Annotated in this window: 22 protein-coding genes and 2 tRNA genes; 11 read left to right on the top strand and 13 right to left on the bottom strand. The window is 72.5% G+C overall.

The annotated features are described in order from the left end of the window. Positions 1-41: 41 nt before the first annotated feature. The gene (locus tag ACZ7JA_RS05170; protein ID WP_351665164.1) at positions 42-800 is read left to right on the top strand and encodes an IclR family transcriptional regulator; all 759 of its coding nucleotides are present in this window, start codon (positions 42-44) and stop codon (positions 798-800) included. 86 nt (positions 801-886) lie between these two features. After that, positions 887-960: transfer RNA gene (locus tag ACZ7JA_RS05165), tRNA-Lys, on the top strand. Positions 961-1,039: 79 nt separating this feature from the next. Here ACZ7JA_RS05165 and ACZ7JA_RS05160 read toward each other — a convergent pair. The 4 genes from ACZ7JA_RS05160 to ACZ7JA_RS05145 all read right to left on the bottom strand — a co-directional run bounded on the left by ACZ7JA_RS05160 (position 1,040) and on the right by ACZ7JA_RS05145 (position 4,674). After that, positions 1,040-1,504, bottom strand: a complete 465-nt coding sequence (locus ACZ7JA_RS05160; protein WP_389299910.1) for a DUF3592 domain-containing protein — start codon at positions 1,502-1,504, stop codon at positions 1,040-1,042. A gap of 126 nt (positions 1,505-1,630) precedes the next feature. Next, positions 1,631-2,236, bottom strand: a complete 606-nt coding sequence (locus tag ACZ7JA_RS05155; protein WP_351665165.1) for a lytic polysaccharide monooxygenase auxiliary activity family 9 protein — start codon at positions 2,234-2,236, stop codon at positions 1,631-1,633. A gap of 122 nt (positions 2,237-2,358) precedes the next feature. After that, positions 2,359-3,498, bottom strand: a complete 1,140-nt coding sequence (locus ACZ7JA_RS05150) for an SPFH domain-containing protein (protein WP_389446520.1) — start codon at positions 3,496-3,498, stop codon at positions 2,359-2,361. A 108-nt stretch (positions 3,499-3,606) separates the two neighbouring features. Further along, positions 3,607-4,674, bottom strand: a complete 1,068-nt coding sequence (locus tag ACZ7JA_RS05145) for a peptidoglycan-binding protein (RefSeq protein WP_470807248.1) — start codon at positions 4,672-4,674, stop codon at positions 3,607-3,609. 184 nt (positions 4,675-4,858) lie between these two features. Between ACZ7JA_RS05145 and ACZ7JA_RS05140 the strand changes: the two genes are divergently transcribed. From ACZ7JA_RS05140 to glxA, 4 genes are all read left to right on the top strand, one after another. Continuing rightward, positions 4,859-4,932: transfer RNA gene (locus ACZ7JA_RS05140), tRNA-Lys, on the top strand. A gap of 175 nt (positions 4,933-5,107) precedes the next feature. After that, entirely contained in the window at positions 5,108-5,830 is a 723-nt protein-coding gene (locus ACZ7JA_RS05135; RefSeq protein ID WP_389446516.1) for a FadR/GntR family transcriptional regulator, read from the top strand. A 313-nt stretch (positions 5,831-6,143) separates the two neighbouring features. Further along, the gene (locus ACZ7JA_RS05130; protein WP_470807246.1) at positions 6,144-8,177 is read left to right on the top strand and encodes a glycosyltransferase family 2 protein; all 2,034 of its coding nucleotides are present in this window, start codon (positions 6,144-6,146) and stop codon (positions 8,175-8,177) included. After that, positions 8,174-10,111 carry a radical copper oxidase GlxA gene (gene glxA, locus ACZ7JA_RS05125; RefSeq protein ID WP_470807245.1) on the top strand — a complete coding sequence of 646 codons (1,938 nt, stop codon included), beginning with the start codon at positions 8,174-8,176 and terminating at the stop codon, positions 10,109-10,111. Before ACZ7JA_RS05130 ends, glxA begins: the two co-directional genes overlap by 4 nt. A gap of 88 nt (positions 10,112-10,199) precedes the next feature. Here glxA and ACZ7JA_RS05120 read toward each other — a convergent pair whose 3' ends face one another. The 6 genes from ACZ7JA_RS05120 to ACZ7JA_RS05095 all read right to left on the bottom strand — a co-directional run bounded on the left by ACZ7JA_RS05120 (position 10,200) and on the right by ACZ7JA_RS05095 (position 16,689). After that, positions 10,200-11,225: a glycoside hydrolase family 6 protein gene (locus ACZ7JA_RS05120; RefSeq protein ID WP_470807243.1), complete on the bottom strand. Its 1,026-nt coding sequence runs from the start codon at positions 11,223-11,225 to the stop codon at positions 10,200-10,202. Between the two features lie 211 nt (positions 11,226-11,436). Further along, positions 11,437-12,105 carry a class F sortase gene (locus tag ACZ7JA_RS05115; protein ID WP_389446508.1) on the bottom strand — a complete coding sequence of 223 codons (669 nt, stop codon included), beginning with the start codon at positions 12,103-12,105 and terminating at the stop codon, positions 11,437-11,439. Positions 12,106-12,121: 16 nt separating this feature from the next. Continuing rightward, complete coding sequence (locus tag ACZ7JA_RS05110) at positions 12,122-12,619, bottom strand: hypothetical protein (RefSeq protein WP_450744181.1); 498 nt, start codon at positions 12,617-12,619, stop codon at positions 12,122-12,124. A 254-nt stretch (positions 12,620-12,873) separates the two neighbouring features. Continuing rightward, the gene (locus ACZ7JA_RS05105; RefSeq protein ID WP_389299056.1) at positions 12,874-13,653 is read right to left on the bottom strand and encodes an HAD-IIA family hydrolase; all 780 of its coding nucleotides are present in this window, start codon (positions 13,651-13,653) and stop codon (positions 12,874-12,876) included. 141 nt (positions 13,654-13,794) lie between these two features. Beyond that, positions 13,795-14,730, bottom strand: coding sequence for a hypothetical protein (locus tag ACZ7JA_RS05100; protein ID WP_389446504.1), 936 nt, complete (start codon positions 14,728-14,730; stop codon positions 13,795-13,797). Between the two features lie 681 nt (positions 14,731-15,411). Beyond that, on the bottom strand, positions 15,412-16,689 hold the full coding sequence (locus ACZ7JA_RS05095) for an ROK family transcriptional regulator (protein WP_470807240.1): 1,278 nt from the start codon (positions 16,687-16,689) through the stop codon (positions 15,412-15,414). 56 nt (positions 16,690-16,745) lie between these two features. On the opposite strand from ACZ7JA_RS05095, the gene ACZ7JA_RS05090 reads away from it, so the two are divergent. From ACZ7JA_RS05090 to ACZ7JA_RS05080, 3 genes are all read left to right on the top strand, one after another. Next, positions 16,746-17,837: a Gfo/Idh/MocA family protein gene (locus ACZ7JA_RS05090; protein ID WP_393440543.1), complete on the top strand. Its 1,092-nt coding sequence runs from the start codon at positions 16,746-16,748 to the stop codon at positions 17,835-17,837. Beyond that, entirely contained in the window at positions 17,837-18,337 is a 501-nt protein-coding gene (locus ACZ7JA_RS05085; RefSeq protein WP_450744174.1) for a heme-degrading domain-containing protein, read from the top strand. The genes ACZ7JA_RS05090 and ACZ7JA_RS05085 overlap by 1 nt, the downstream gene beginning before the upstream one ends. 92 nt (positions 18,338-18,429) lie before the next feature. Next, on the top strand, positions 18,430-19,314 hold the full coding sequence (locus ACZ7JA_RS05080) for an LLM class F420-dependent oxidoreductase (RefSeq protein WP_470807239.1): 885 nt from the start codon (positions 18,430-18,432) through the stop codon (positions 19,312-19,314). A gap of 248 nt (positions 19,315-19,562) precedes the next feature. Here ACZ7JA_RS05080 and ACZ7JA_RS05075 read toward each other — a convergent pair whose 3' ends face one another. The 3 genes from ACZ7JA_RS05075 to ACZ7JA_RS05065 all read right to left on the bottom strand — a co-directional run bounded on the left by ACZ7JA_RS05075 (position 19,563) and on the right by ACZ7JA_RS05065 (position 21,754). After that, on the bottom strand, positions 19,563-20,420 hold the full coding sequence (locus tag ACZ7JA_RS05075; RefSeq protein WP_470807237.1) for a fumarylacetoacetate hydrolase family protein: 858 nt from the start codon (positions 20,418-20,420) through the stop codon (positions 19,563-19,565). 142 nt (positions 20,421-20,562) lie between these two features. Next, on the bottom strand, positions 20,563-21,279 hold the full coding sequence (locus ACZ7JA_RS05070) for a YidC/Oxa1 family membrane protein insertase (protein WP_351665412.1): 717 nt from the start codon (positions 21,277-21,279) through the stop codon (positions 20,563-20,565). Positions 21,280-21,421: 142 nt separating this feature from the next. Beyond that, on the bottom strand, positions 21,422-21,754 hold the full coding sequence (locus tag ACZ7JA_RS05065; protein WP_351665194.1) for a DUF6412 domain-containing protein: 333 nt from the start codon (positions 21,752-21,754) through the stop codon (positions 21,422-21,424). Between the two features lie 289 nt (positions 21,755-22,043). On the opposite strand from ACZ7JA_RS05065, the gene ACZ7JA_RS05060 reads away from it, so the two are divergent. Next, positions 22,044-22,658 carry a DUF1326 domain-containing protein gene (locus ACZ7JA_RS05060; RefSeq protein ID WP_351665196.1) on the top strand — a complete coding sequence of 205 codons (615 nt, stop codon included), beginning with the start codon at positions 22,044-22,046 and terminating at the stop codon, positions 22,656-22,658. Continuing rightward, the gene (locus ACZ7JA_RS05055; RefSeq protein WP_351665198.1) at positions 22,655-23,416 is read left to right on the top strand and encodes a DUF2182 domain-containing protein; all 762 of its coding nucleotides are present in this window, start codon (positions 22,655-22,657) and stop codon (positions 23,414-23,416) included. The genes ACZ7JA_RS05060 and ACZ7JA_RS05055 overlap by 4 nt, the downstream gene beginning before the upstream one ends. Positions 23,417-23,459 lie beyond the last annotated feature (43 nt).

Here is a 23,459-nt window from a genome sequence, read left to right as displayed (position 1 = left end):
CCGACCGGAATCACGGCCACAGAGCGAGCCAGGGGGACACCGTGGCGCTGATGAACGAGCCGACCGCTCCGTACCACTCCGCCCACGACGCGCTGCGCGTACTGGAGACCGTGGCCCGTCACCCCGCCGGCGTCACCGAGGCGGAGCTGTCCCAGCGCACCGCCCTGGACCCCGAGCGGCTGGCCGCGCTGCTGCGCATGCTGCGCCGCGAGGGCTACGTCGAGCAGGTCACCGACGGGGCGTACGTCACCGGCGAGACCCTGCGCCGGCTCACCTCGGCGCACGAGCGCGAGGGCGCCCTGCGCGACAAGCTCCAGCACACCCTGGACCGGCTGCGGGACTCCGTGGGCGCGGCCGTCTACATCAGCCGGTACGTGGACGGCGAGGTCACGGTCACCCAGTACGCCGCCGGCCCAGGCACTCCCGCGGTCAACGAGTGGGTGGACTTCCGCGTCTCCGCCCACGCCACCGCCGTGGGCAAGAGCCTGCTGACCCAGCTCGACCACAACGCCCGCCGCGACCATCTGTCCCGGCACAAGATGGCCCGGCTCACCTCGCGCACCATCACCAGCGACAAGCTGCTGCTCTCCCGGCTGGAGTCGCAGCCGGCGACGGTGCCGGTTCTGGACCTCCAGGAGTACGCGATCGGCACGGTCTGCGCCGCCGTCCCGATCACCGCGGGCTCGACCGTCGGGTGCCTGGCGCTCTCGCTCCCGGTGGAGCACGCGCACCGCCTGAAGCAGGCCGCGGACACCCTCAACCGGAACGCGGCGCCGGTGCTGCTGTCCCTGGCGATCTAGCCGCTCCCGGGTGGTCACGAGCACCCCTCAGGACCAGGTAGTATTTTCTTCGTCGCCGGCCGCGGTAAGCGGAAGGCGAGAGTCATGCGCCGCTAGCTCAGTTGGTTAGAGCAGCTGACTCTTAATCAGCGGGTCCGGGGTTCGAGTCCCTGGCGGCGCACAGAAGAAGGGCCCCTCGCCTCGGCGAGGGGCCCTTCGGCGTGCCGGGGCCCGGGCGGTCCGCCACCGGGCCGCACGGGTCACGGCATCAGATCGCCCGCCTCGCTGAACATCATGTGGGCCACGACGATGAAGACCGAGCAGAAGGCGATGCCCACCCCGAGGAACGTCAGCGCGAAGCCGGTGCCGACGGCGAGCCTGCCACGGGCGGGCGGGAGCGCGGTGGCCCGGTGGGGCTGCTCCGCGAGGTAACGCACGGTGACGAAGTCGCCCTCCAGGACGGTCCCGGGGCCGCCCTCCTCCTCGAAGCGCTGCGTGCGGCCGTCGCGGGTGGTGAACTCGTAGACGTGGTGGACGGCCGTCCGCACGGACGTGTCCCCGCCGCCCCCGCTGGTCGTCGTGTACATCCGCAGGCAGCGCGCCTCGGCGGTCAGTCCGTGCTTCCACGTCCTGCTGATCCGCCGGGCGCGGCGCAGCAGCAGGTACGCGGCGAACCCGAAGCCCGCGATCATGAGGCAGGGCACGGCGTAGAAGAGCGGTTCCATCATGAGGTTCCCCCGAGGTCGGCACACCGCCGTCGGTCGAACGGACGGTGTGGCGGGAACCTACCCGGCGGTAGGGCCGGCCGGCCTCAAGGGAACCTCAGTTTCCGTGCTGTACCGCGCCGGTGCTCAGAAGGTGACGTCGGAGCAGGCGTAGAACGCGTTGCCCGTGTCGGCGATGGTCCACACCGCGAGGATGACGTGGTGGCCGCTCAGGCCGGACGGCAGCGTGCCGCTGTGACTGAGCGTGGCCGGCGGGCGCTGGCCGTTGTACGGCACCGTCAGGAACGGGGTGAGGTTGAGGTCCGAGCGGGACAGGGCGTGGCCCTGGTTCCAGCCCGGCTTGGTGACGTAGTACTTGAAGTCCGTCGTGGCGTGCATGGCGGTGAACTGCCAGCGGAACGTGTACGACTGACCGCCGGTCACCCGGGTGGTGGGCCAGGCCGCGCCGGACGGGGTCTTCGGTGCGCTGAGCTGGGCGAACTGGCCGAGGCCGCCGTTGCAGAGCTGGCCGTCGGCGGGTCCGCCGGCCGGGAAGCCCTTGGGGCCCTCGACGCTCTGCGGCTCCCACTGGATGGAGCCGCAGTTCGTCACGGTGCCGTTCTGGCAGAGCTTCTGCCTGCTGATGGGGAGGTCGGTGTAGCCGTGTCCGCTGGCGCCGCCGGTCGAGAGCGCGAAGGCGCCGGCGGTCGCCGCGCCCAGCACGACCGCGGTCAACTTGGTCTTGGTACGCATGCTGCCGCTCCTGGAGAACGTGGGGGATGTTCGCTGAGCCGAGCTGAGCCGTGCAGTAGGTCTAGACCAAGTCACAGATTATTGCCGTGTCTTGAACATGTCCAGACCAATCCCCAGGTCCGTCACACACGCTCCGAGCGCCCTGAGCAGAACGCCACCGTCAGGTCCCGCACGAGCACCTTGCGCTCGTAGTCGTCGAGTTCGACGAGGCCGCGCATGGTCAGCCGGGTCACCGTGTCCTCCACCGAGTCCACGACCGAGTTGAGCATCCCGGCCCGCTCCCGGGCGTCCAGCGCCGCGATCCGGCGCCGGTCCATCGCGGCGGCGACCTCGGGGGCGTACTCCACCCGGACCGGCTGCGCCGAGTAGACCTCCAGGCCGACCGGCGCCGCGTCCGCCACCACCAGCCGGGTCAGCGCCTCCCCGGCCGCCGCCACGCCGCCGCCCGCACCCGCGGGCATCTCCACCGGCACCCGGGCCAGCGCCGCCTCCACGCACTCCCGCAGATAGGTCTCGTGGTCGTCGATGCCGAGTACGGCCCGCGCGGTGTCCCGCACCCGCCACACCACCAGCACCACCACGCGCAGCGCCACCCCGTTGGCGTCCGCCGCCGGCATCACCTCGCTGCGCCAGTGCCGCAGCCGCACGTCCACCCGGCGGCGGCGCAGGAGCGGGTTCACCCAGAGCAGGCCGGTGCGCCGCACCGTGCCGCGGTAGCGGCCGAACAGCCCGAGCAGCCGGGCCTGTCCGGTGCGGCCCCGGGCCAGTCCGCCGAAGCCGAGCACACCGAGCGCCCCGGACCCGGCGAACGCCGCCCACTGAGCCGGACCGAGTCCGGCGCCCCCGTACGGCGGCAGGCGCAGCGCCCCCGAGGCGAGCGGCGGCAGGACACCCGCCCACCACGAGGTGACCAGGCCGCCCACCAGCCCGCCCGCGCCGGCCAGCACCCCGGCCAGACCGGGCAGCACCCGGGCCGGACGCTCCGCCAGCTCCGGGTCGAGTCGCGGCGCCGTCCGGCAGCGGGCCGGCACGGGCCGCCTGAGCCGCGGCTGCTCGCCGGTGCCCTGCCGGCGGGCCACCACCGCCGGCCGCACCGGCACCGACGCCGCCTCCGGTTCGTCGCGGAACAGCAGGTGGACGGGGATCTCGGTGGTCGCCTCGTTCTGGATCAGCCGGGCCGGCCGGGTGGCCGTGCCGCCCGCCGGGCGCCCGCTCTCCGGCTGCTCCTCGGACTCCGACGTGTGTGACGTGGTCGTACTCATGCGTGCTCCAGCCTCCGCGCCAGATGCGTCATGACAGTGAGAAAGGGGGAAGGGGAACGGTCGGGACGGGCCGCGGGGCCGTGCGGGCCGGGACGGGGGGAGCGGCGCCTACGAGAACAGGCGGCGCCAGGTCTCCGGGCCCGGGTAGCCGTCCGCGGCTCCGCCGCGCCAGCCCTGGCCGCGCTGGAAGGCCTCCACGGCCCGCCGGTCAGCGTCGCCCCAGCGCGGACCGGGCCCCGTGGGATAGAAGCGGCCGAACCCCTTCCGCACCAGCCGCTCCCCCAGCTCGGTCACGTGGGCGTTGACCTCGCCCGGGCGGAACCGGGCCCGGCCGGGGTAGCCGGGCACCCCGTGCAAGGCCGGCCCGGACGGGCCCGCCCGGCCGGTGACCGGACGCGGCGCCTTGCCGTCGCTCGCCGCCTGCGAGCCCGCGGTGTCCGCGACGACGCCCTTGTAGCGGTAGGGGACGTACTTGGAGGCGTTGCTCCAGTACGGGTAGGGGGTGGCCTGGGTGCGGGCATGCGGGGGCGTCTGCTCGTAGACCGTGTAGTAGGTGTGCGTGTGGTCCGTCCAGCCGCCGAAGATCACGACGTGGGAGCCGCGCTCGGGGTCGTCCGGGTTGTGGAAGAGCAGGATGTCGCCGGCGAGCAGCTCGTCCTTGGTGATCTTCACGCCGTACTGGTCGAGGCTGCCCGTCCACTCGTTGGAGCCCAGCCCCCACGCCATGGACACATAGCCCGAGCAGTCCTGCCGGTAACCGTCCGTCCAGTAGTCCTCCATGCTGTACGGCACCTTCGCGGCCACCCAGACCTTCGCCCGGTTGATGATCTGGGTCCGGGTGGCGGGGGGCGGGGCGGCCGGAGGCGTGGTGGCCGGGTCGGGCAGGGGCCCGGCCGGGCCGTGCAGCGGCGACTTGACGCCCTGCGGGGTGGCCGGCTCACCGTCCCCGGGGTCGCCGGGGCGGTGCGGGGACTCGGGCGCGGTGAGGGCGGCGGCCGGGGTGAGCGCGCCGAGGGCGGCGGACGCGGCGGCCGCCACGATCACCACTCCCCGGGCCGCCAGGTGGCCGCCGGAGCGCCCGGACAGCGGGCGGGAGCCGGCCCGCCGCGCGTGGACGCAGGACGGGCAGTCGCACTCGCGCCCGGGGGCGACCTCTTCGAACGCCGGAGCGGTCATGCGATCTGCCTCACATTCGGGGTGGATATGTCCGCCTCTGTGCACGATGCCCAGTCTCACAACTGTCGTCACGGTGCGCATGCTGACGGTCCGAATGATGTACATCCCGTATGACCGGCTCCCCCGTGCGCAGCACATGGTCGGGAGCACCCGCGCCGGTCGGGTAGAGTTCTCTCGTCAGCAGGCGCCGCTAGCTCAGTTGGTTAGAGCAGCTGACTCTTAATCAGCGGGTCCGGGGTTCGAGTCCCTGGCGGCGCACGATGACGATGGCGAGGAGTGTTCGCGTGAAGCGCGAACCACCTCGCCATCTCTGTTTCGCGCGGCTCCACCGCGCGTCGTGGGGGCTTCGCCACTCGCACCCCCTGGCCGCGGCGACCGGCGCCTCGGGCCGGAACCGGGCCCTCCCCCCCGATCGGCCGGATACCCTCTCGCCATGGCGGCCCGGGACCTGCAGGAGCGGATCAAGAAGCTCATCGTCGACCGACGACTGCCCCCGGGCGCCCCGCTGCCGACCGAGCCCGAGCTGATGGAGCACCTCGGGGCGAGCCGGAACTCGGTGCGCGAGGCGCTGAAGGCACTGCAGGCGATGGGCATCGTCGAGATCAGGCACGGCTTCGGCACCTATGTGGGCCCGATGTCGCTCGCCCCGATGATCGAGGGGCTCGCCTTCCGCACGGTCGCCGGGCACTACCGGGGCGAGGACTCCCTGCTGCAGCTCCTGGAGCTGCGCGAGGCCGTCGAGACCGGACTGGTGTCCCGGCTGGCCGGGCGGCTGCCCGAGTCCGACCTCGTTGAACTGGACGCCCTCGTCACCCGTATGGAACAGGAGGCCGCCGACGGGGCGGACCTCGCCGAGACCGACCGCGCCTTTCACGCCACCCTCTACCGGGGGCTGGACAACGTGCTGCTGAGCGAGGTGCTGGAGGCGTTCTGGGACGCCTTCCACCGCGTCCGGCGGGATCTGCTGGAGGGGCCGCAGGACCCGCGGGTCACCTGCCGGCAGCACCGGGAGATCCTGGACGCGGTCGGGTCCGGCGACTCCCTGCGGGCGGAGGAGGCCATACGGGACCACTTCGGCCATGTCCGCGCCCGGCTCTCCCCCACCGGCGCACCGGAGCCCCCCGAACACCACCCGCGCCACAATCAACGGGTTTGACCGGTAAACTCCACGTTTCCCGTCTTGCGATCACGCTGGACGGCGTAGAACCCTGGATGCCACGAAGTCGCGTCTTCGCGGCAGTTGGGGGGAAGCAACCGGTTGCCGGCCGGCGGGGAGGGGGCCCTGCTCAGCGAGCGGATGCCGAGGGGGGCATCATGCAACCGGAAGGCCGCGATCCCGTGTCTATAAGGTGTGCAGGACATGGTGACCGCGACCACCACTGTGTCCGCCTGTGACGGCCGAGGGGACCCCGACCGGGCGGTATAAGACCGACGAAACACGCGGTGACTCGCGTGTGGGGGGATGACTCATGACGTCGACGCCGACGGGCGCCGGACAGAGCCACGAACAACACGACGATCCGTCACAGACCACACAGCTGCGTGCGGTGACGCATCGGACCGGCCAGTTCCGCCGAATAAAGAAGAGCCTGCCCAGATACGACTACGAGCACTACAGCCGCCTCTCGGGTCCCCTCACCCAGCCCGACCCGGCGAAGCCCTACCAGGTGCAGTACCGTTCGCTGCTCTCGCAGGAGCCGCACCGTCTGCGGGCCGCGCTCATGCTCGGCGCGGCCCCGGTGCTCTCGCTGGTGCTGCTGTTCTGGCTGCTGCAGCCGGAGCACTGGACCGAACGCGACTACCCGGCCTACGACTTCCTGCCCGCGCTGGACGTCGTGATGCTGGTCGCGATCGGCCTGATCGAGTTCTTCCGCTGCATGAACGTGCTGTCCAACGCGCACGCCACCCTGGTCGCCCGCGACCCGGTCCCGGTGGTGCCGGAGACCGGCACGCGCGTCGCGTTCCTCACCTCCTTCGTGCCCGGCAAGGAGCCGCTGGAGATGGTGACCAAGACGCTGGAGGCGGCCGTGAAGCTCCGTCACCGGGGCCTGATGCACGTCTGGCTGCTCGACGAGGGCGACGACCCGGCCGTCAAGGAGGTCTGCGCCCGGCTCGGCGTCCACCACTTCTCCCGCAAGGGCGTCGCCCGGTGGAACCAGGCCAAGGGCCCGCACCGCGCCAAGACCAAGCACGGCAACTACAACGCCTGGCTGGAGGCGCACGGCGGCGACTACGACTTCTTCGCCTCCGTCGACACCGATCACGTGCCGCTGCCCAACTACCTGGAGCGGATGCTCGGTTACTTCCGCGACCCGGACGTGGGCTTCGTCATCGGCCCGCAGGTCTACGGCAACTACGACACGTTCGTCACCAAGGCCGCCGAGTCGCAGCAGTTCCTCTTCCACGCGCTCATCCAGCGGGCCGGCAACCGGTACGGCGCCCCGATGTTCGTGGGCACCTCGAACGCCGTGCGCATCAGGGCGATCAAGCAGATCGGCGGCCTGTACGACTCGATCACCGAGGACATGGCCACCGGGTTCGAGATGCACCGCGCCAAGAACCCGGCCACCGGCCGCAAGTGGAAGTCCGTGTACACCCCGGACGTGCTCGCGGTCGGCGAGGGCCCCAACGCCTGGACCGACTTCTTCACCCAGCAGATGCGCTGGTCGCGGGGCACCTACGAGACGATCCTCAAGCAGTACTGGAAGGGCTTCTTCACCCTGCCGCCCGGCAAGCTCTTCAACTACACGATGATGATCATCTTCTACCCGATGTCCGCCCTGAACTGGATCCTCGCGGCCCTGAGCTGTGCCCTGTTCCTGGGCCTGGGCGCCTCGGGTGTGAACATCGACCCGACCGTGTGGCTGATGCTCTACGGCAACGCCTCCGCGCTCCAGATCGGCCTGTACATCTGGAACCGCCGGCACAACGTCTCCCCGCACGAACCGGAGGGCTCCGGCGGTGTGGCCGGCATGGTGATGTCGGCGCTGTCCGCGCCGCTGTACGCCAAGGCCCTGATCGACTCTGTGCTGCGCCGCAAGAGCAAGTTCGTGGTCACGCCCAAGGGCGACTCGGCGAGCCCGGACACCTGGTTCGGCACCTTCCGGTACCACTGGTACTTCATCGCGATCTTCGGCGCGTCGATCGCCGCCGGTCTCGTCCTCGGGCACGCCCATCCGGCGATGATCACCTGGGCCTCGTTCGCCCTGCTCATCACCGCGACACCGGTCTTCGTCTGGCGCCACGAGCTGCGGCAGCAGAAGAAGCGGCCCCGGCACGCCGCCGGTGCGCCCGCGCCCGTCCCGGCGTCCGCGCCCGCGCCCGTCCCGGCGTCCGCGCCCGCGCCCGTCCCGGCGGCCGGGCCGCAGGACGCGGTGCCCGCCGGCTACGCGGCCCAGGCGCCGCAGGTCCCGCAGCAGTGGACCGGCCACGCCGGCCCGGCCGCGGGCAACGACCAGACCATGCAGATCGCCCTTGGTGGACTTGGGGGACGTAAGGAATGAAGGACCAGGCCGGCCGCCGCCGTGCTCGCCGACTCGCGATAGGCACGGCGGTGGTAGTCGCGCTGGCCGGGATGAACGGGCCGTGGCTCTACCGCTTCGGAACCGAGCAGTACCACCAGTACAAGATCAACAAGCCGGAGTACAAGGCCTCCAACGGCAAGTGGGACATCGTCGAGTTCCCACCGGAGTACCGGCAGGACACCATCCACGCGGCGCTGCTGCACACCGGCAAGGTGCTGCTGGTCGCGGGGTCGGGCAACAACCAGGACAACTTCGACAGGAAGCAGTTCGACACCCGGATCTGGGACCCGGTGAAGGGCACGATCAAGAAGATCCCCACGCCCACCGACCTGTTCTGCACCGGGCACACCCAGCTCGCCAACGGCAACCTGCTGATCGCGGGCGGCACCAAGCGGTACGAGAAGCTCAAGGGTGACGTCACCAAGGCCGGCGGCCTGATGATCGTCCACAACGAGAACCCGGACAAGCCGATCACGCTGCCCGCGGGCACCCGGTTCACCGGCAGGACCAACGGCAGGACGTTCGTCTCCAAGGACCCGGTGCTGGTGCCCCGCGCGAAGAAGGTGTTCGACCCGCAGACCGGCGCCTTCCTGCGCAACGACCCCGGTCTCGGCCGCATCTACGTCGAGGCGCAGCGCAGCGGCGCCAAGTACGAGACGGGCACCCAGGACAACTACCGGATCCAGGGCCTGAGCGGCGCCGACGCGCGCAACACCTACGGCATCGCGCAGAAGCTCGCGCTGGACAAGAAGGACTTCCAGGGCATCCGCGACGCCTACGAGTTCGACCCGGTCGCCGAGCGGTACATCAAGGTCGACCCGATGAACGAGGCCCGCTGGTACCCGACGCTCACCACCCTGTCCGACGGCAAGGTCCTCAGCGTCTCCGGGCTGGACGACATCGGCCAGCTCGTGCCGGGCAAGAACGAGGTCTTCGACCCGAAGACCAAGAAGTGGACCTACACGAAGAAGCTCCGGCAGTTCCCGACGTACCCGGCGCTGTTCCTGATGCAGAACGGGAAGGTCTTCTACTCGGGCTCCAACGCGGGCTACGGACCGGACAACGTGGGCCGCAAGCCGGGCGTCTGGGACGTGGAGACCAACAAGTTCACCAAGCTGCCGGGGCTCGGCGACGCCGACCTGATGGAGACGTCCGGCACGGTGCTGCTGCCGCCGGCCCAGGACGAGAAGTTCATGGTGGTCGGCGGCGGCGGGGTCGGCGAGTCCAAGCTGTCCAGCAGGAAGACCCGGCTGATCGACCTCAAGGCGAAGAACCCCCGGTTCGTGGACGGACCGGAGCTGGAGAAGGGCACCCGGTACCCGCAGACCTCGATCCTGCCCGACGACACCGTGCTGGTCTCCGGCGGTTCCGAGGACTACCGCGGGCGCGGCGACTCCAACATCCTGCAGGCCCGGATGTACCACCCGGACAGCAACAGCTTCACCGAGGTCGCCGACCCGCTGGTGGGCCGCAACTACCACTCCGGGTCGATCCTGCTGCCGGACGGGCGGGTGATGTTCTTCGGGTCCGACTCGCTGTACGCGGACGCGGCCAACACCCGGCCCGGCAAGTTCGAGCAGCGGATCGAGATCTACACCCCGCCGTACCTGTACCGGGGTTCGCGGCCGTCGCTCGGCGGAGGGCCGCAGACCATCGCCCGGGGCACCTCGGGGACGTTCACCTCGGCGCAGGCCTCCGGCATCAGGAAGGTGCGGCTGATCCGGCCGAGCGCCTCGACCCATGTGACGGACGTGGACCAGCGGTCCATCGCGCTGGACTTCACCACGTCGGGAGACAAGATCACCGTGACCGTGCCGAAGAACCGGAACCTGGTGCAGTCCGGCTGGTACATGCTGTTCGTGGACGACGCCCAGGGGACGCCCAGCAAGGCGCAGTGGGTCAAGGTCCCCTGAGCCGGCCTGCGCCGGGCCCGCTGGGGCACGGCCGGGTTCAGCGGGCCGGAAGCGGCGCCCTCCGCACGGGAGGGCGCCCCTTCCGTGCCTACCGCGCGGCCGACTTGGCCAGCCCGAGGGCGTAACCGGCCCACCACTCGCCCGCCTTGGGACCGCCCTTGCAGGTGCCGTCCGACTCCCCCGGGCGCTTGACCCACAGGTAGGCGTCGACCAGCGGGTCGTCCGTCCTGATCGTCGGGGCCTGCCCCAGCGCCCGGCCGGGCGGGTTGCACCACCGCTGGGCGGGGTCGCCGCCCGTGTAGGGGCCGTTGCCGTTGCGGCTGGTGTCCACGACGAAGTGCTTGCCGCGCACCTTCGCCGAGAGCTGCTTGCCGTAGGCGATGGAGTCCTCGGTGGAGTAGAAGTTGGAGACGTTGACGGCGAACCCGTCGGCCTGGTCGACGCCGGCCTGGCGGAGGGGTTCGAAGATCTGGTCGGGGTGGCCCCAGCCGGCGTTGCCCGCGTCCAGGTAGACCTTGGTGTTCTTCAGCGACTTCAGTCTGGCGACGGCGCCCTTGAGCAGGTCGTAGCGCTCCTCGTGGAACTCGTCCGGGGTGCAGCCGTCGACGAGGTGCAGTACGGCGTCGGGTTCGAGGACGACGGTGGCGGCACGGTCGCCGATGCCCCGGGCCACGCCGTCGATCCAGGCGCGGTAGCCGTCGCCGTCGGCGGCGCCGCCCTGCGAGTACTGGCCGCAGTCGCGGTGCGGGATGTTGTAGAGGACCAGCAGTGCCGTGCGGTCGGCCTTCTCGGCGGCCTCGGTGAAGCCGCGGGCCTCCTGCTCGGGGTTCTCGGAGCCGATCCACTCCCCGGTCGGCTGCTCGGCGATCCGGCGGATCCGCTCGGCCTCGGTCTTCTTGCCGGCCTTCTCGTAGGCGGCGAGCTGGCGGGCCGCGTTGCCGTCCGGGTTCACCCAGTACGGGTCGGCGGACTTGGGCCGCTGGCCGATGTCCGCCTTCGCGTCGTCCGCTCCGTCCCCGCCGGACGAGCAGCCGGCGAGCAGCAGCGCCGCCCCCAGCACCGCCGCGGACGCCCGTACCCGTGCCGCGGTGCGGGCCCCCCTGCTGTCGTGCATGCGATTCCCCCTGGGCGCATCGTTCCGGGTGCCAATCGTGGCACACCGACCGGGCCGGTCACGAGGTCGCTCGGGGGCTGCGGGCGGGGGTTCGGGGGGCGCTCGAACGGGGTGAAAGCGGCCTCGGGGGTGGCGCTCGGGTGGGCTGGGGCCGCTTTCGGGGGTGGCGTCCGCGGGTGCCTGAAGGCGGCTCAGGTGGTCGTTCCGGCGGTCAGGGGCCGGTGCCGGTCAGGTACGCGGAGACGATCACGTTGGCCGTGTAGCTGTGGCTCGCCCGGTCGAAGGTGCCGCCGCAGGTGATCAGCCTGAGTTCGGCGCGGCCCGCCTTCCGGGGGCCGTAGGCCGTCCTCGCGTCGAAGTCGTCGCGGGGCAGGACGCGTACATCGTCGACCGTGAAGCGGGCGACCCGGCCGTCGGCGCGGACCACCCGGACCGTGTCACCGGCCCTGAGCGTGCTGAGCTTGTAGAACACGGCGGGCCGGGTCTCGGTGTCGACGTGCCCGACCAGCAGCGCGGCCCCCGCCGCGCCGGGCTTCGTACCGGAGCCGTACCAGCCGACCACTCCCGGCTGGTCGAACGGGGGCGGCTCGATGGCGCCCCGCGCGTCCAGCCCCCGGGCCACGACCGGTGCGGTGACGGCCAGTTGAGGGATGTCGAGGCGCTGCGGGACCGCGGCCGCGAGCGGCTGGGCCGCCGGCGGCAGCCGGACCGCCTCGGCGCGGCCGATCCCGGCCACGTCGCCCGTCGCGGGCCCCGCCGGGCTCTGCGGCACTCCGGTGACGCCCCGTCCCCACAGCCACAGCCCGAACAGCAGCAGCGTCCAGGCCAGGACGGTGACCAGGCGCCCGGTGGCGGAGCTGTGCCCGTACTCGTCGGACATGTGCCGCTGCCCGCGCTCAGTCCGTGCCCTGGCTCCGGCGGGCCCTGCGCAGCCCGACGGCGGCCGCGGCGATCCCGGCGAGGGCGAGCCCGGTCACCGCCTGGCCGGCGCCGGGGCCGGACCCGTCGGTGGCCACCGTGGCGAAGTGCGCGGTGCCGCCACCACCAGCGGCGACCGGCGCGACGGGCGAGGCGGCCGTCGTGAGCGTGCCGGACGCGTCGTCGGCCTGCACCGTGCCGCCGGTGGCGTCACCCGGCTGCTGCGGCCGGGTCACGCCCGCGCGCCCGATGGTGATCTTGCTGTCCAGCGCCACGTCGGCGCAGGTGACCCGCACGTCGTAGACACCGGGCGCGACCGAGGCGCGCACGCGGGTGTCGCCGCTCAGGACGCCCATGTCGGACGTCAGCCGGGCGTCGGCGACGAAGGCCTTCGAGGCGGCGACGGCCCGCGCCGCGCTGCACCCACGCACCCGCAGGGACACGTCGGTGCCGGGCGCCGGGGAGACCGGGGTCACGGAGACTCCTCGCTCGCCGTCGTTCGCACAGGCGGCCGTGGTGAGGGCGGTGACGGCGAGCAGTCCGGCGCAGAGTGTCCCGGTACAGAGAGTGAGGCGTTGTGAGCCCATCGTGAACCTCCAGACACTGGGAGGCTCCCCCGTACCGCGCGCCTCCGCATCCTCGGGAGGCGCGCGATTACTCCGAACGGGTGGGACTCGGTCGGAGACTCCCTGTTCAGGGCGGTCCCCCGGTCCACGGCCGGGGACCGGCCTCAGACGAGGTCGACCACGTCCGCGATGGAGTCGACGACCTCCGAGGGACGGAAGGGGTAGCGGTCCACGTCGTCCGGCTGCGTGACACCGGTGAGCACCAGGAAGGTCCGCATCCCGGCCTCCAGGCCCGCCAGGACGTCGGTGTCCATCCGGTCGCCGATCATCGCGGAGGTCTCCGAGTGGGCGCCGATCGCGTTGAGCCCGGCGCGCATCATCAGCGGGTTGGGCTTGCCGACGAAGTACGGCTTCTTGCCGGTCGCCGCGGTGATCAGGGCGGCGACCGAGCCGGTGGCGGGCAGGTCGCCCTCGGTGGAGGGGCCCACGTTGTCGGGGTTGGTGGCGATGAACCGCGCACCGTTGTTGATCAGCCGCACGGCCTTGGTCAGGGCCTCGAAGGAGTACGTGCGGGTCTCACCGAGGATCACGAAGTCGGGCTCGTGGTCGGTCAGGATGTAGCCGATGTCGTGCAGCGCGGTGGTCAGACCGGCCTCGCCGATGACGTAGGCGCTGCCGCCGGGCCGCTGGTCGTCCAGGAACTGCGCGGTGGCCAGGGCGGAGGTCCAGATGTTCTCCACCGGCACGTCCAGGCCCATCCGCCGGAGCCGGGCGTGCAGGTCGCGGGCGGTGTAGATGGAGTTGTTGGTGAGCACCAGGAAGGGCCGCCCCGAGTCGCGCAGCTTCTTCAGGAAGGCGTCGGCACCGGGGATCGGGACCCCTTCGTGGATCAGGACGCCGTCCATGTCGGTGAGCCATGACTCTATGGGCTTGCGGTCTGCCATGCGTTTGCGTCTCCTGACATGCGTACGGCCAAGAACGGGGGCGCCGGAACCACGGCGTACCGACGCCACCAGCCTAATCAGGTGCCCGGGATCTTGACCCGGGCACGTCGCAGGTCAGTAAGGCGCGGGGCGGAGCCGCTCTCAGCGGCGCCGGCGGGCCAGCAGGAAGGCGCCGCCGGCGACGACCAGGAGCGAGGTGACGGCGGCGAGCAGCCCGCGGGCGACGCCGATCCCGGTGCGGGCGAGCTCCCGGTCCCGCTCCCCGGCCTGCTGCGCGGCCTCGGTGAAGGGCAGCGAGCTGGTGCCCGGATCGGCGCCGCCGGCCGTGGGCCGGGGCCCGGTCCCGGGGTCCGTCGAGCTGACCGGGGTCGCGGCTCCGGGACTTGCGCTGCCGCCCGGACTCGCCGTACCGCCCGGACTGGGGCTGCCGTCCGGGCCGGCGGTCCCGGTGCCGTCCTCGGGCGTCCGCGTCCCGTCTCCTTCCTCCTCCGGCTCCTGCTTCTGCTCCTGGTCCTCGCCCTGCTCCCGCCCGTTCCCCCCGCCGCTGATCGCGAAGCGGTAGTCGTTGGACTGACCCACCCAGTCGCCGTCCTCGCCCCGGCGCTGGACGACGGCGGCGTTCGCGGTGACCTGGTCGGACACGGCGTCGGAGGTGAGGGAGAGCCTGAGCTTGACGGTGACGGTCCTGCCGGGCGGCACGGTGAAACCGCCGAACCCGTCCGCGTCCAGCACACCGACCAGTTCCTGGGCGTCGGTGCTCTCGAAGCCGACGGGCAGGGTGCGGGCGCCGTCGTAGAACTCCAGCTTGGGCTGGGACGGCTTCAGGGCACGCTTGTCGTCGACGAGCACGACGACGGGGTGGAGGTCGGTGCAGGTCCGGGTGGTGGAGTTGGTGAGGTCGAGGTACCAGGTGCCGAATCCACCGCCCGCCTCGTAGGCGCCGGGCCCGCCGTGGATGCGGGTGGCCAGCGGGAAGGCACGGTCGCCGGACGCCGCACACGTCGCGTCCGCCTGGGCAGCGGCCGACGGAACGGGCCCGAACGCGGCGCCTGCGGCAAGACCCAGGGACAGGGACACGCACGCACACAGTCGCATAAACACATGACCATCCCGGAACCCCCGACCAACCCCGCCCCACCACACCGCACACCCACCGAATTCCCACCGATCAGCGCAAGGCCGGGGGCCGTGGGCCGTGAGTGCGTGCAGCCTTGGGCACTGGGCGCGTGCAGCCCGGGCCACTGGGCGCGTGCAGCCCGAGGCACTGGGCGCGTGCAGCCTTGGGCACTGGGCGCGGGCAGCCCGGGGCGCAGAGCCCGTCCAGCCCCGGACTCCGGCTCCGCTGCGAGCGCCGAGCCCGCCTGACTGCGGGTATGCGTGCCGCTAGGGGCGGCACGGGTGGGCGGTGGCGGTCCCCCCGCCCGAGCGAAGCCGAGAGTTGGGGGAGGCACCCGCAAGCGCGGGCGAGCGAAACCCCCTGGGCCAGTACCGACGCTGAGCAACTGACGAGCACCGGCACGCGAGACACCCACCAGCCGGCACCAACACCGCGCACCCGACAAGCACGGGCAAGCGCATCACCGCCGGCCGAGCACCAGTACCGCGCCCCCGGCAAGCACGGGCAAGCGCATCACCGCCGGCCGAGCACCAGTACCGCGCCCCCGGCAAGCACGGGCAAGCACGTCACCGCCGGCCGAGCACCAACACCGCAGCACCGCCAAGACAAGGCACCGCCAACCACGACACCCCACGCGCCCCCTATCCCCCCGCCCGCCCAAACACCGGCGCCAACAACAACTGCGCAGCCCCCTCGGCGACAACCCGCTCCCCACCCACGACCCGCACCGGCACACACCCCCCACCCCCCTCCCGCCGATCCCGAGCCCGAGCAGCCAGCACCTCCGAGACCCCCGCCACGAACACCTCCGGCGCTCCCGCCACCGTCCGCCCCCCGAGCAGCACCAGATCGATGTCGAGCAGCCCGGCCAGATTCCCCGCCCCCACCCCCAGCACCCGCGCCGCCTCCCGCACGTCGCCGCGCGCCACGGCCCCCAGGCACAGCACCTCGACACACCCCCGGTTCCCGCACTCGCACGGAGGCCCGTCGAGCTGCACGACCTGGTGCCCGAACTCCCCCGCCCCGGTACGCGCCCCCCGGTGCACGTTCCCGCCGATCACCAGCCCCGCCCCCAGCCCCGTACCGAGATGCAGATAGGCGAACGACCCACCACCGCCGCCGTCACCACCGTCAACGCCGTCACCACCAGCCCCCACCCGGCCGCCCCCCGCACCACCGCACACCCCCACCGACAACCCCAGAGCCGCCGCGTTCGTGTCCTTGTCCACCACCACCGGCACCCCCAGCCGCTCCACCAGCGCGTCCCGCAGCGGAAACCCGTCCCACTCCGGAAAGCCGGTGACCCGGTGCAGCACCCCCCGCGCGTGATCGAGCGGCCCGGGAAGCGCCACTCCCACACCGAGCAGCGAGCCGACACCGGAAAGCCCACCCGAGAGGCCATCCGGAAGGCCGCCCGAGAGGCCGCCGGAGGTGTCACCAGATGTGTCACCGGCCCCCAGCACCTCCCCAACCAGCCCCGACACCTCCCCCGCGACCATCCCCAGCACGGCCCGCGCCTCACCCCCGAGATCCAGCGCCGCGGACCGCTCGCCCACGACGGCCCCGTCGAGATCCACCAGCACCGCCCGCAGCTCGTCCCGGTCCAGGTGCACCCCCACCGCGTGCCCGGCCGACGGCACCAGCCGCAGCACGGTGCGCGGCTTGCCCCCGGTGGACGCCCGGCGCCCGGCCTCCGCCGCGAACCCCGCCTCCCGCAGCCGCGCGGTGATCTTGCTGACGGCCTGCGGGGTCAGCCCGGTCCGCTCGGCCAGCTCCAGCCTGCTGATCCCCGCCGCCCCGGCGCCGCGCAGCAGATCCAGCACCAGTGCGGTGTTGTGGGACCGCACCGCGAACAGATTCGCTCCGACCGGCCCGCTCTTCGTCCTGCTCACGCTGCTCACGTTGTCGACGCCGCCCATCCCCCCATTGTCCCCGCCGCTTGCACTTTGGCAACAGCGTTGCGAAAGTAGAAGGCATGACTGCTACCCCCCTCCGCGTCGGCCTGATCGGCTACGGCCTCGCAGGCTCCGTCTTCCACGCCCCGCTGATCGCGGCCACCGAGGGCCTGACCCTGGACACGGTGGTCACCTCGAACCCCGAGCGGCAGGAGCAGGCCCGCGCCGAGTTCCCGGACGTCCGCTGCGTCGGCACCCCCGAGGAACTGTTCGGCCGGGCGGACGAGCTGGACCTGATCGTCATCGCCTCCCCGAACAAGACGCACGTCCCGCTCGCGACCGCCGCCCTGGAAGCGGGTCTGCCGGTGGTCGTGGACAAGCCGGTCGCGGGCACGGCGGCCGAGGCCCGGCAGCTGGCCGCCCTCGCCGAGGAGCGCGGTCTGCTGCTGTCGGTCTTCCAGAACCGCCGCTGGGACAACGACTTCCTGACCTTGCGCGCCCTGCTGGAGAAGGGGGAGCTGGGCGACGTCTGGCGCTTCGAGTCCCGCTTCGAGCGGTGGCGCCCGCGCCCGAAGGGCGGCTGGCGCGAGTCCGGTGACCCGGCGGAGATCGGCGGCCTGCTCTACGACCTCGGCAGCCATGTCGTCGACCAGGCACTGGTCCTCTTCGGCCCGGTCACCGAGGTGTACGCCGAGACGGACATCCGCCGCCCGGGTGCGGAGACCGACGACGACACCTTCATCGCGCTCACCCACGCGAGCGGTGTCCGCTCCCACCTCTACGTCTCCGCGACCACGGCCCAGCTCGGCCCGCGCTTCCGGGTCCTCGGCTCGCAGGCCGGCTTCGTCAAGTACGGCCTGGACCCCCAGGAGGCGGCCCTGCGCGCGGACGAGCGCCCCGGCACCAGCGCCGACTGGGGCACGGAACCCGAGTCGCTGTGGGGCCGGCTCGGCGTTGGGGGTCCCCCCTCTGGGGGAGAGTCCCCGGTGACCGGCGGCGGCCGCCCCGTGCCGACCCTCGCCGGCGACTACCCCGCCTACTACGCGGCCGTCGCCGCGGCCCTCACCGGCGCGGGCCCCAACCCGGTGCCCGCCCTCGAGGCGGCCGCCGCCCTCGACGTACTCGAAGCGGCCCGCCGGTCCGCCCGCGACAAGGTGACGGTGACCCTCTGATGCACAGCCCCAAGATCACCCCGAAGTTCGCCCCGGAGATCACCCCGAGCGTGGAGGAGCTGGAGGGGCAGGAACGCCGCCTGGTCTTCCGGCAGTTCACCTACGACGACGCGTGGACGCTCGGCTCGCTGCTGGTCGAGCTGGCCCGGGACCGCCAGGCCCCGGTCGCCATCGACATCCACCGCGCCGGCCAGCAGCTCTTCCACGCGGCCCTGCCCGGCTCCACTCCCGACAACGACGCCTGGATCCTGCGCAAGCGCCGGGTGGTGGAGCGCTACGGCGCCTCGTCGTACCTGGTAGGCGCCCGTTTCCGGGCCAAGGGCACGACGTTCGAGGAGTCCTCCCGCCTGGACGCCGACGCCTACGCGGCACACGGCGGCGCCTTCCCCATAAACGTCGAGAACGTGGGCGTCATCGGCACGGTGACGGTCTCCGGGCTGCCCCAGCTCCAGGACCACCGGCTCGTCGTGGAGGCGCTGGAGCGGTTCCTCGGCCAATAGCCCGCGGGCGGGATTACCGCGCGGCTCCCTCCGGTTGGGACCGACGTGCACGATGATCACGGCACGCCACCCATCCGGAGGGAAGTGACCCGATGAGCGAGTCGACGAACGACGGGAACACCGCCAAGGAGGCCGTCGGCCGGTACGGCGTCTGGAGCGTGGGACTGCGCTCGGAGGAGCCCGCCCTGCGCGGCGAGATCGCCGAGGCCGCCGCGGAACTGGAGCAGCTCGGGTACGGCGCTGCCTGGCTGGGCGGCAGCAGCTCGGCCCGGCACGCCCTCCCGCTCCTGGCGGCGACGTCCCGGCTGGCCGTCGGCACGAGCATCCAGAGCATCTGGCAGTACGAGGCCGAGGAGAGCGCGGCCGCCTTCGCCGAGGTGGAGTCGGCCCACCCCGGCCGCTTCCTGCTCGGCCTCGGCGTGAGCCACGCCAAGCTCGCCGAGCAGTACCGGCGCCCGTACTCCGCGCTGGTCGCCTACCTCGACGCGCTGGACAAGGCCGGCGTCCCGGCCGGGCGCCGGGTCCTCGCGGCACTCGGCCCGAAGACGCTGGAGCTGTCCCGCGACCGGGCGGCGGGCTCGGTCCCCTACCTCGTCACCCCCGAGCACACCGCCCGGGCCCGCGAGATCCTGGGCGAGCAGCCGCTGCTGGCACCGGAGTTCAAGGTGGTCCTGGAGACGGACCCGGCCACGGCTCGCGCCCTGGCCCGCGAACACCTGGCGATGTACCTGGCGCTGCCCAACTACACCAACAACTTCCAGCGCCTGGGCTTCACCGAGGACGACCTGTCGGCGGGCGGCAGCGACCGCCTGATCGACGCCCTCTACGCCTGGGGCTCCGAAGACCGCATCCGCGACCGGATCACCGCCTTCCACGAGGCAGGCGCCGACCACGTCGCCCTCCAGGTCATCGACGACGGCGACCGGGACTCCCTCCCCCGCGATTCCTGGCGCCGCCTGTCCGACCTACTCCACTGACCAAAGCCCCCCGCGCCCCGCCAGGGGCGCGGGGAACCGCGCGCTCAACCCCAACCCACCCGCAGCCAACCCCACGACCGCAGCACCCCAAAAGGGGCGCGAGGAACCGCGCGCTCAGCCACAACCCACCCGCAGCCAACCCCACGACCGCAGCACCCCAAAAGGGGCGCGGGGAACTGCGCGAACAGCCACAACCCACCCCGCAGCCGAACCCCTTACCGGAGCCGCCCGCACCCCCAGCGGAGCGCCTACGCGTGCTTCAGCTCCTGCCGCTGCCGCCCCAGCCCCTCGACCTCCAGCTCGACCACATCCCCGGCCCGCAGATACGGCTTCGGGTCGGGCCGGCCCATGGCGACCCCGGCCGGCGTACCGGTGTTGATGACGTCCCCGGGATACAGCGTCATGAACTGGCTGACGTACCGCACCACTTCCCCCACCGGGAAGATCTGCTCGGCCGTGGTCCCGTCCTGCTTCAGCTCCCCGTTGACCCACAGCCTCAGCGCGAGCGCCTGCGGGTCGGAGACCTCGTCCGCCGTCACCAGCCAGGGACCCAGCGGGTTGAACGTCTCGCAGTTCTTCCCCTTGTCCCAGGTGCCGCCCCGCTCGATCTGGAACTCCCGCTCGGACACGTCGTGCGCCACCGCGTACCCGGCGACATGCGCGAGCCCCTCCTCGGCCGACTCCAGATAGCGGGCCGTACGCCCGACGACGACGGCCAGCTCCACCTCCCAGTCGGTCTTGCCGGACCCGCGCGGCACCAGCACGGTGTCGTACGGCCCGACGACCGTGTCCGGGGCCTTGAAGAAGATCACGGGCTCGGTGGGCGGCTCGGCGCCGGTCTCCCGGGCGTGGTCGTGGTAGTTGAGCCCGATGCACACGATCTTGCCGATGCGGCCGACGGGAGGCCCGATCCGCAGCCCCGCCGCCTCCAGCGCGGGCAGTTCACCGGCGTCGGCCGCCGCCCGGACGCGACCGAGCGCGCCGTCGTCGGCGAGCAGCGCGCCGTCGATGTCGTCCACGATCCCCGACAGGTCGCGCAGGGTTCCCTGGGCGTCGAGCAGCGCCGGGCGCTCCGCTCCGGCAGTACCGACTCGCAGCAGCTTCATGGTCACCATCTCCCTCGATAGCGGGCGCCCGGCGGATGGGTGCAGCCATCGCAGGACTGGTCGATCCTCCAAGTCGCCTGTCCAGTCCACAAGACCCTGTTCAGGTACTGGACCGTAACCCGGCCCCGCAGCGCGCCCCGGCTTACCGGTACAGCGCGGCCCGCTCCAGCGCGCTCCAGGTCGTGCTGGTGACGACGTACAGCGCCGCCGCGAGCGGTATGACCGCCACGGTGACGAGCGTGAAGAAGGACATGAACGGCATCACCTTGCCGACCGCCGCGAGCCCCGGCACCTGACCGCCGTCCCCCGCGGGCACCGCGACGGGGTTCTTCGCCGCCATCAGCTTGGTGCGCCGGTAGTTGAAGGCGGCGACGGCCGCGACGAGGACGAAGAGAACGACGTAGACGAGCCCGGCCGGTCCGAACAACCCGCCGTCGGCGAGGGCGTCGGCCCAGCGGCCGCCGAGCGGCGCGGCGAGCAGGGAGTGCGTCAGCAGTCCGTTGCTCGCGCCGCCGATCGAGGTGTTGGAGAACAGGTGGTAGAGGAGGAAGAAGGCCGGAAGCTGGAGCAGGCCGGGCAGGCAGCCGGAGAGCGGCGACACCTTCTCCTCGGCGTGCAGCTCCAGTACCGCCTTCTGCAGCCGCTGCGGATCCTTGGCGTGCTTCTCACGCAGCTCCGCGATCCGCGGCTGGAGTTCGGCGCGGGCGCGCTGGCCACGGGCGGCGGCCCGGGACAGGGGGTGCACGAGCAGCCGTACGAGCGCGGTGAACAGGACGATCGCCGCGGCCGCCGCGGAGGCGTGGAAGAGCGGCTGGAGCAGGTCGGCGAGCTGCTCGACGAGGTGCGCGAAGACGGACATGGGGGTGGACATGGGTTGAGCCCTTCGGGACGGGGTGCGTCGGCGCCGGTGTGACCGGAGTGGACAGGACGGCACGACGACCCGCGCGAGGGCACCGGTGAGGACCGGCGGTCTCGTCGGTGAAGGCGAGGAGAGGGGTGCCCTACGCGCGGATCGTCGCGAGGGCGTGTCCGGGCGCCCGGGGCCGGCGGCGTCCCGGGGCGTCGGGGTCGCGCTGGGGCAGGAAGGCCGTACGGCGGGCCCGGTCGCGTATCGCGGTGCGCACCCGGTGGGGCGGGACGGCGGGCGCGCAGCGGGCGGCCAGCAGCGAGCAGGCGGCGAGGGCGGACCCGGCGGCGGCCGTCGCGGCCAGGGCGACGGCGGCGGAGAGGCCGCCGGTGTCGAGGAGCACGGCCTGGAGCACGAGCAGGTGCACCAGCACCAGCAGGAAGGCGGCAGGCGCGAGAGGACGCGCGACGCGGCTGCGGCCGATCACGGCACCCCCCTCTCTCTTCCCCTGCCGGGACCGGTTCCCGGCCCCCTCGTTCCTACAACGCCCGGACTCCCCGCGATGGTTCCACATCCACGGCACAGACCTCCCGGCCGCCGGCCTCCGGGGCTCCGCTCCCCGGGCCGCCGGCGGACCTGCGGGGCGGGCGCCCCCGGGAATAGCCTGGGAGCAGAGCGGCATCGCGAGCGATCGGGCCCTTCCGAAGCGGTCCACGGGTGACGTGGACCGAGGGGGACGCAGAACCGCGGGGGACGTGACGAGGGAGGCGAAAGCCGTGCCCTGGAATCTGAACGGCACGTATCTGGAGAGCTGCAACTGCGACGTGGTGTGCCCCTGCACCACCTCGGGCCTCACCGCACCGGCCGACCACGAGCGCTGCCAGGTGACCTTCGCCTTCCACGTGGACAGCGGGACCGTGGACGGCGTGGACGTCGCCGGCCGCAACGTCGCCGTCTTCATCGACGCGCCCCGGGTCATGGCCGACGGCGGCTGGCAGGTGGCGCTGTACCTGGACGCCTCGGCCGACGACGGCCAGGCGGACGCGCTCGGCAAGGTCTTCTCCGGCCAGGCCGGCGGGCCCATGGCGGCGCTCGCCCCGCTCATCGGCGAGGTCCTCGGGGTGGAGCGCGTCCCCATCGACTACCGCGACGACGGCCGCCGCCACTCCGCGCGGGTGGGCGACGCCATCGACATCGAGATCGAGGACCAGGTCGCACCGCAGTACGGCGAGGACGGTCCGGTCATGGGCCTCACCGGCATGTTCCACCCGGTGAACAGCACGTTGACGATCGCCAGATCCAGCCGCGCTACCGGCGCCGGCGTCCACGGCCGGTCCTGGGACTTCTCCGGCGGCAACGCCCACTCGGCGCCCTTCACGTGGTCGGCGTGACCGGCCGGTCGGTCGCCGTCGGCCGCGGGGCGGCCGCCCCCTCCGCACTGCTGCTGGTCGCGGCGGCCGCCGCCTGGGTGTGGATGGTCGCGCGTTGGGGCGGCACTCCGGCGACGACCGGGACCATGGGGCTGGGCCTGCCCGCCTTCCTGGCCGTGTGGACGCTGATGATGGCGGCCATGATGCTGCCCGCGACGGCGCCCGTCGCCGGGCTGTACGCGCGCACGATCGCCGTTCACCGGGCGCCGCGCATGGTGGTCTTCACCGTCGCCTACCTGCTGGTGTGGGCCGCCGCCGGGCTGCCGGCCTACGGACTGGCGGCCGCCCTGGGCCGGGTGACGAGCCTGCCCGTCGTGGCCGGGACCGCGGTGGCCGCCGCCGTCTTCGCCGTCAACGGCGTGTACCAGCTCACCCCCCTGAAGGACCGCTGCCTGGCGAAGTGCCGCTCGCCGGTCGGGACGATGCTGCGCTACGCCTCCTACCCGGCGCCCTGGCGCGATCCGCGTGCCGGCCTCCACCACGGGGCCTTCTGCCTGGGGTGCTGCTGGTCGCTGATGGTGGTGCTGGCGGCCTTCGGCGTGATGAACCTGTGGGCCATGGTGGTCCTCGCCGCCGTGATCTCCGTGGAGAAACTGGCTCCGGCCGGCCACCTGGTGGCCCGTGCCGTGGGCATCGCCTCGCTCGCACTGGCCGTCGCCGTCTTCTGGGTCCCGGCGCTGGCCCCGGCCCTCACCGGCGGCGGCATGACCGGAATGTGAGGAGCGGGGGCCGCACCCCGGGAAACCACGTACTCCACCTGTG

The sequence above is a fragment of the Streptomyces sp. NPDC038135 genome (genome assembly GCF_055601245.1).
This window is presented reverse-complemented; position numbering and strand designations above follow the sequence as displayed.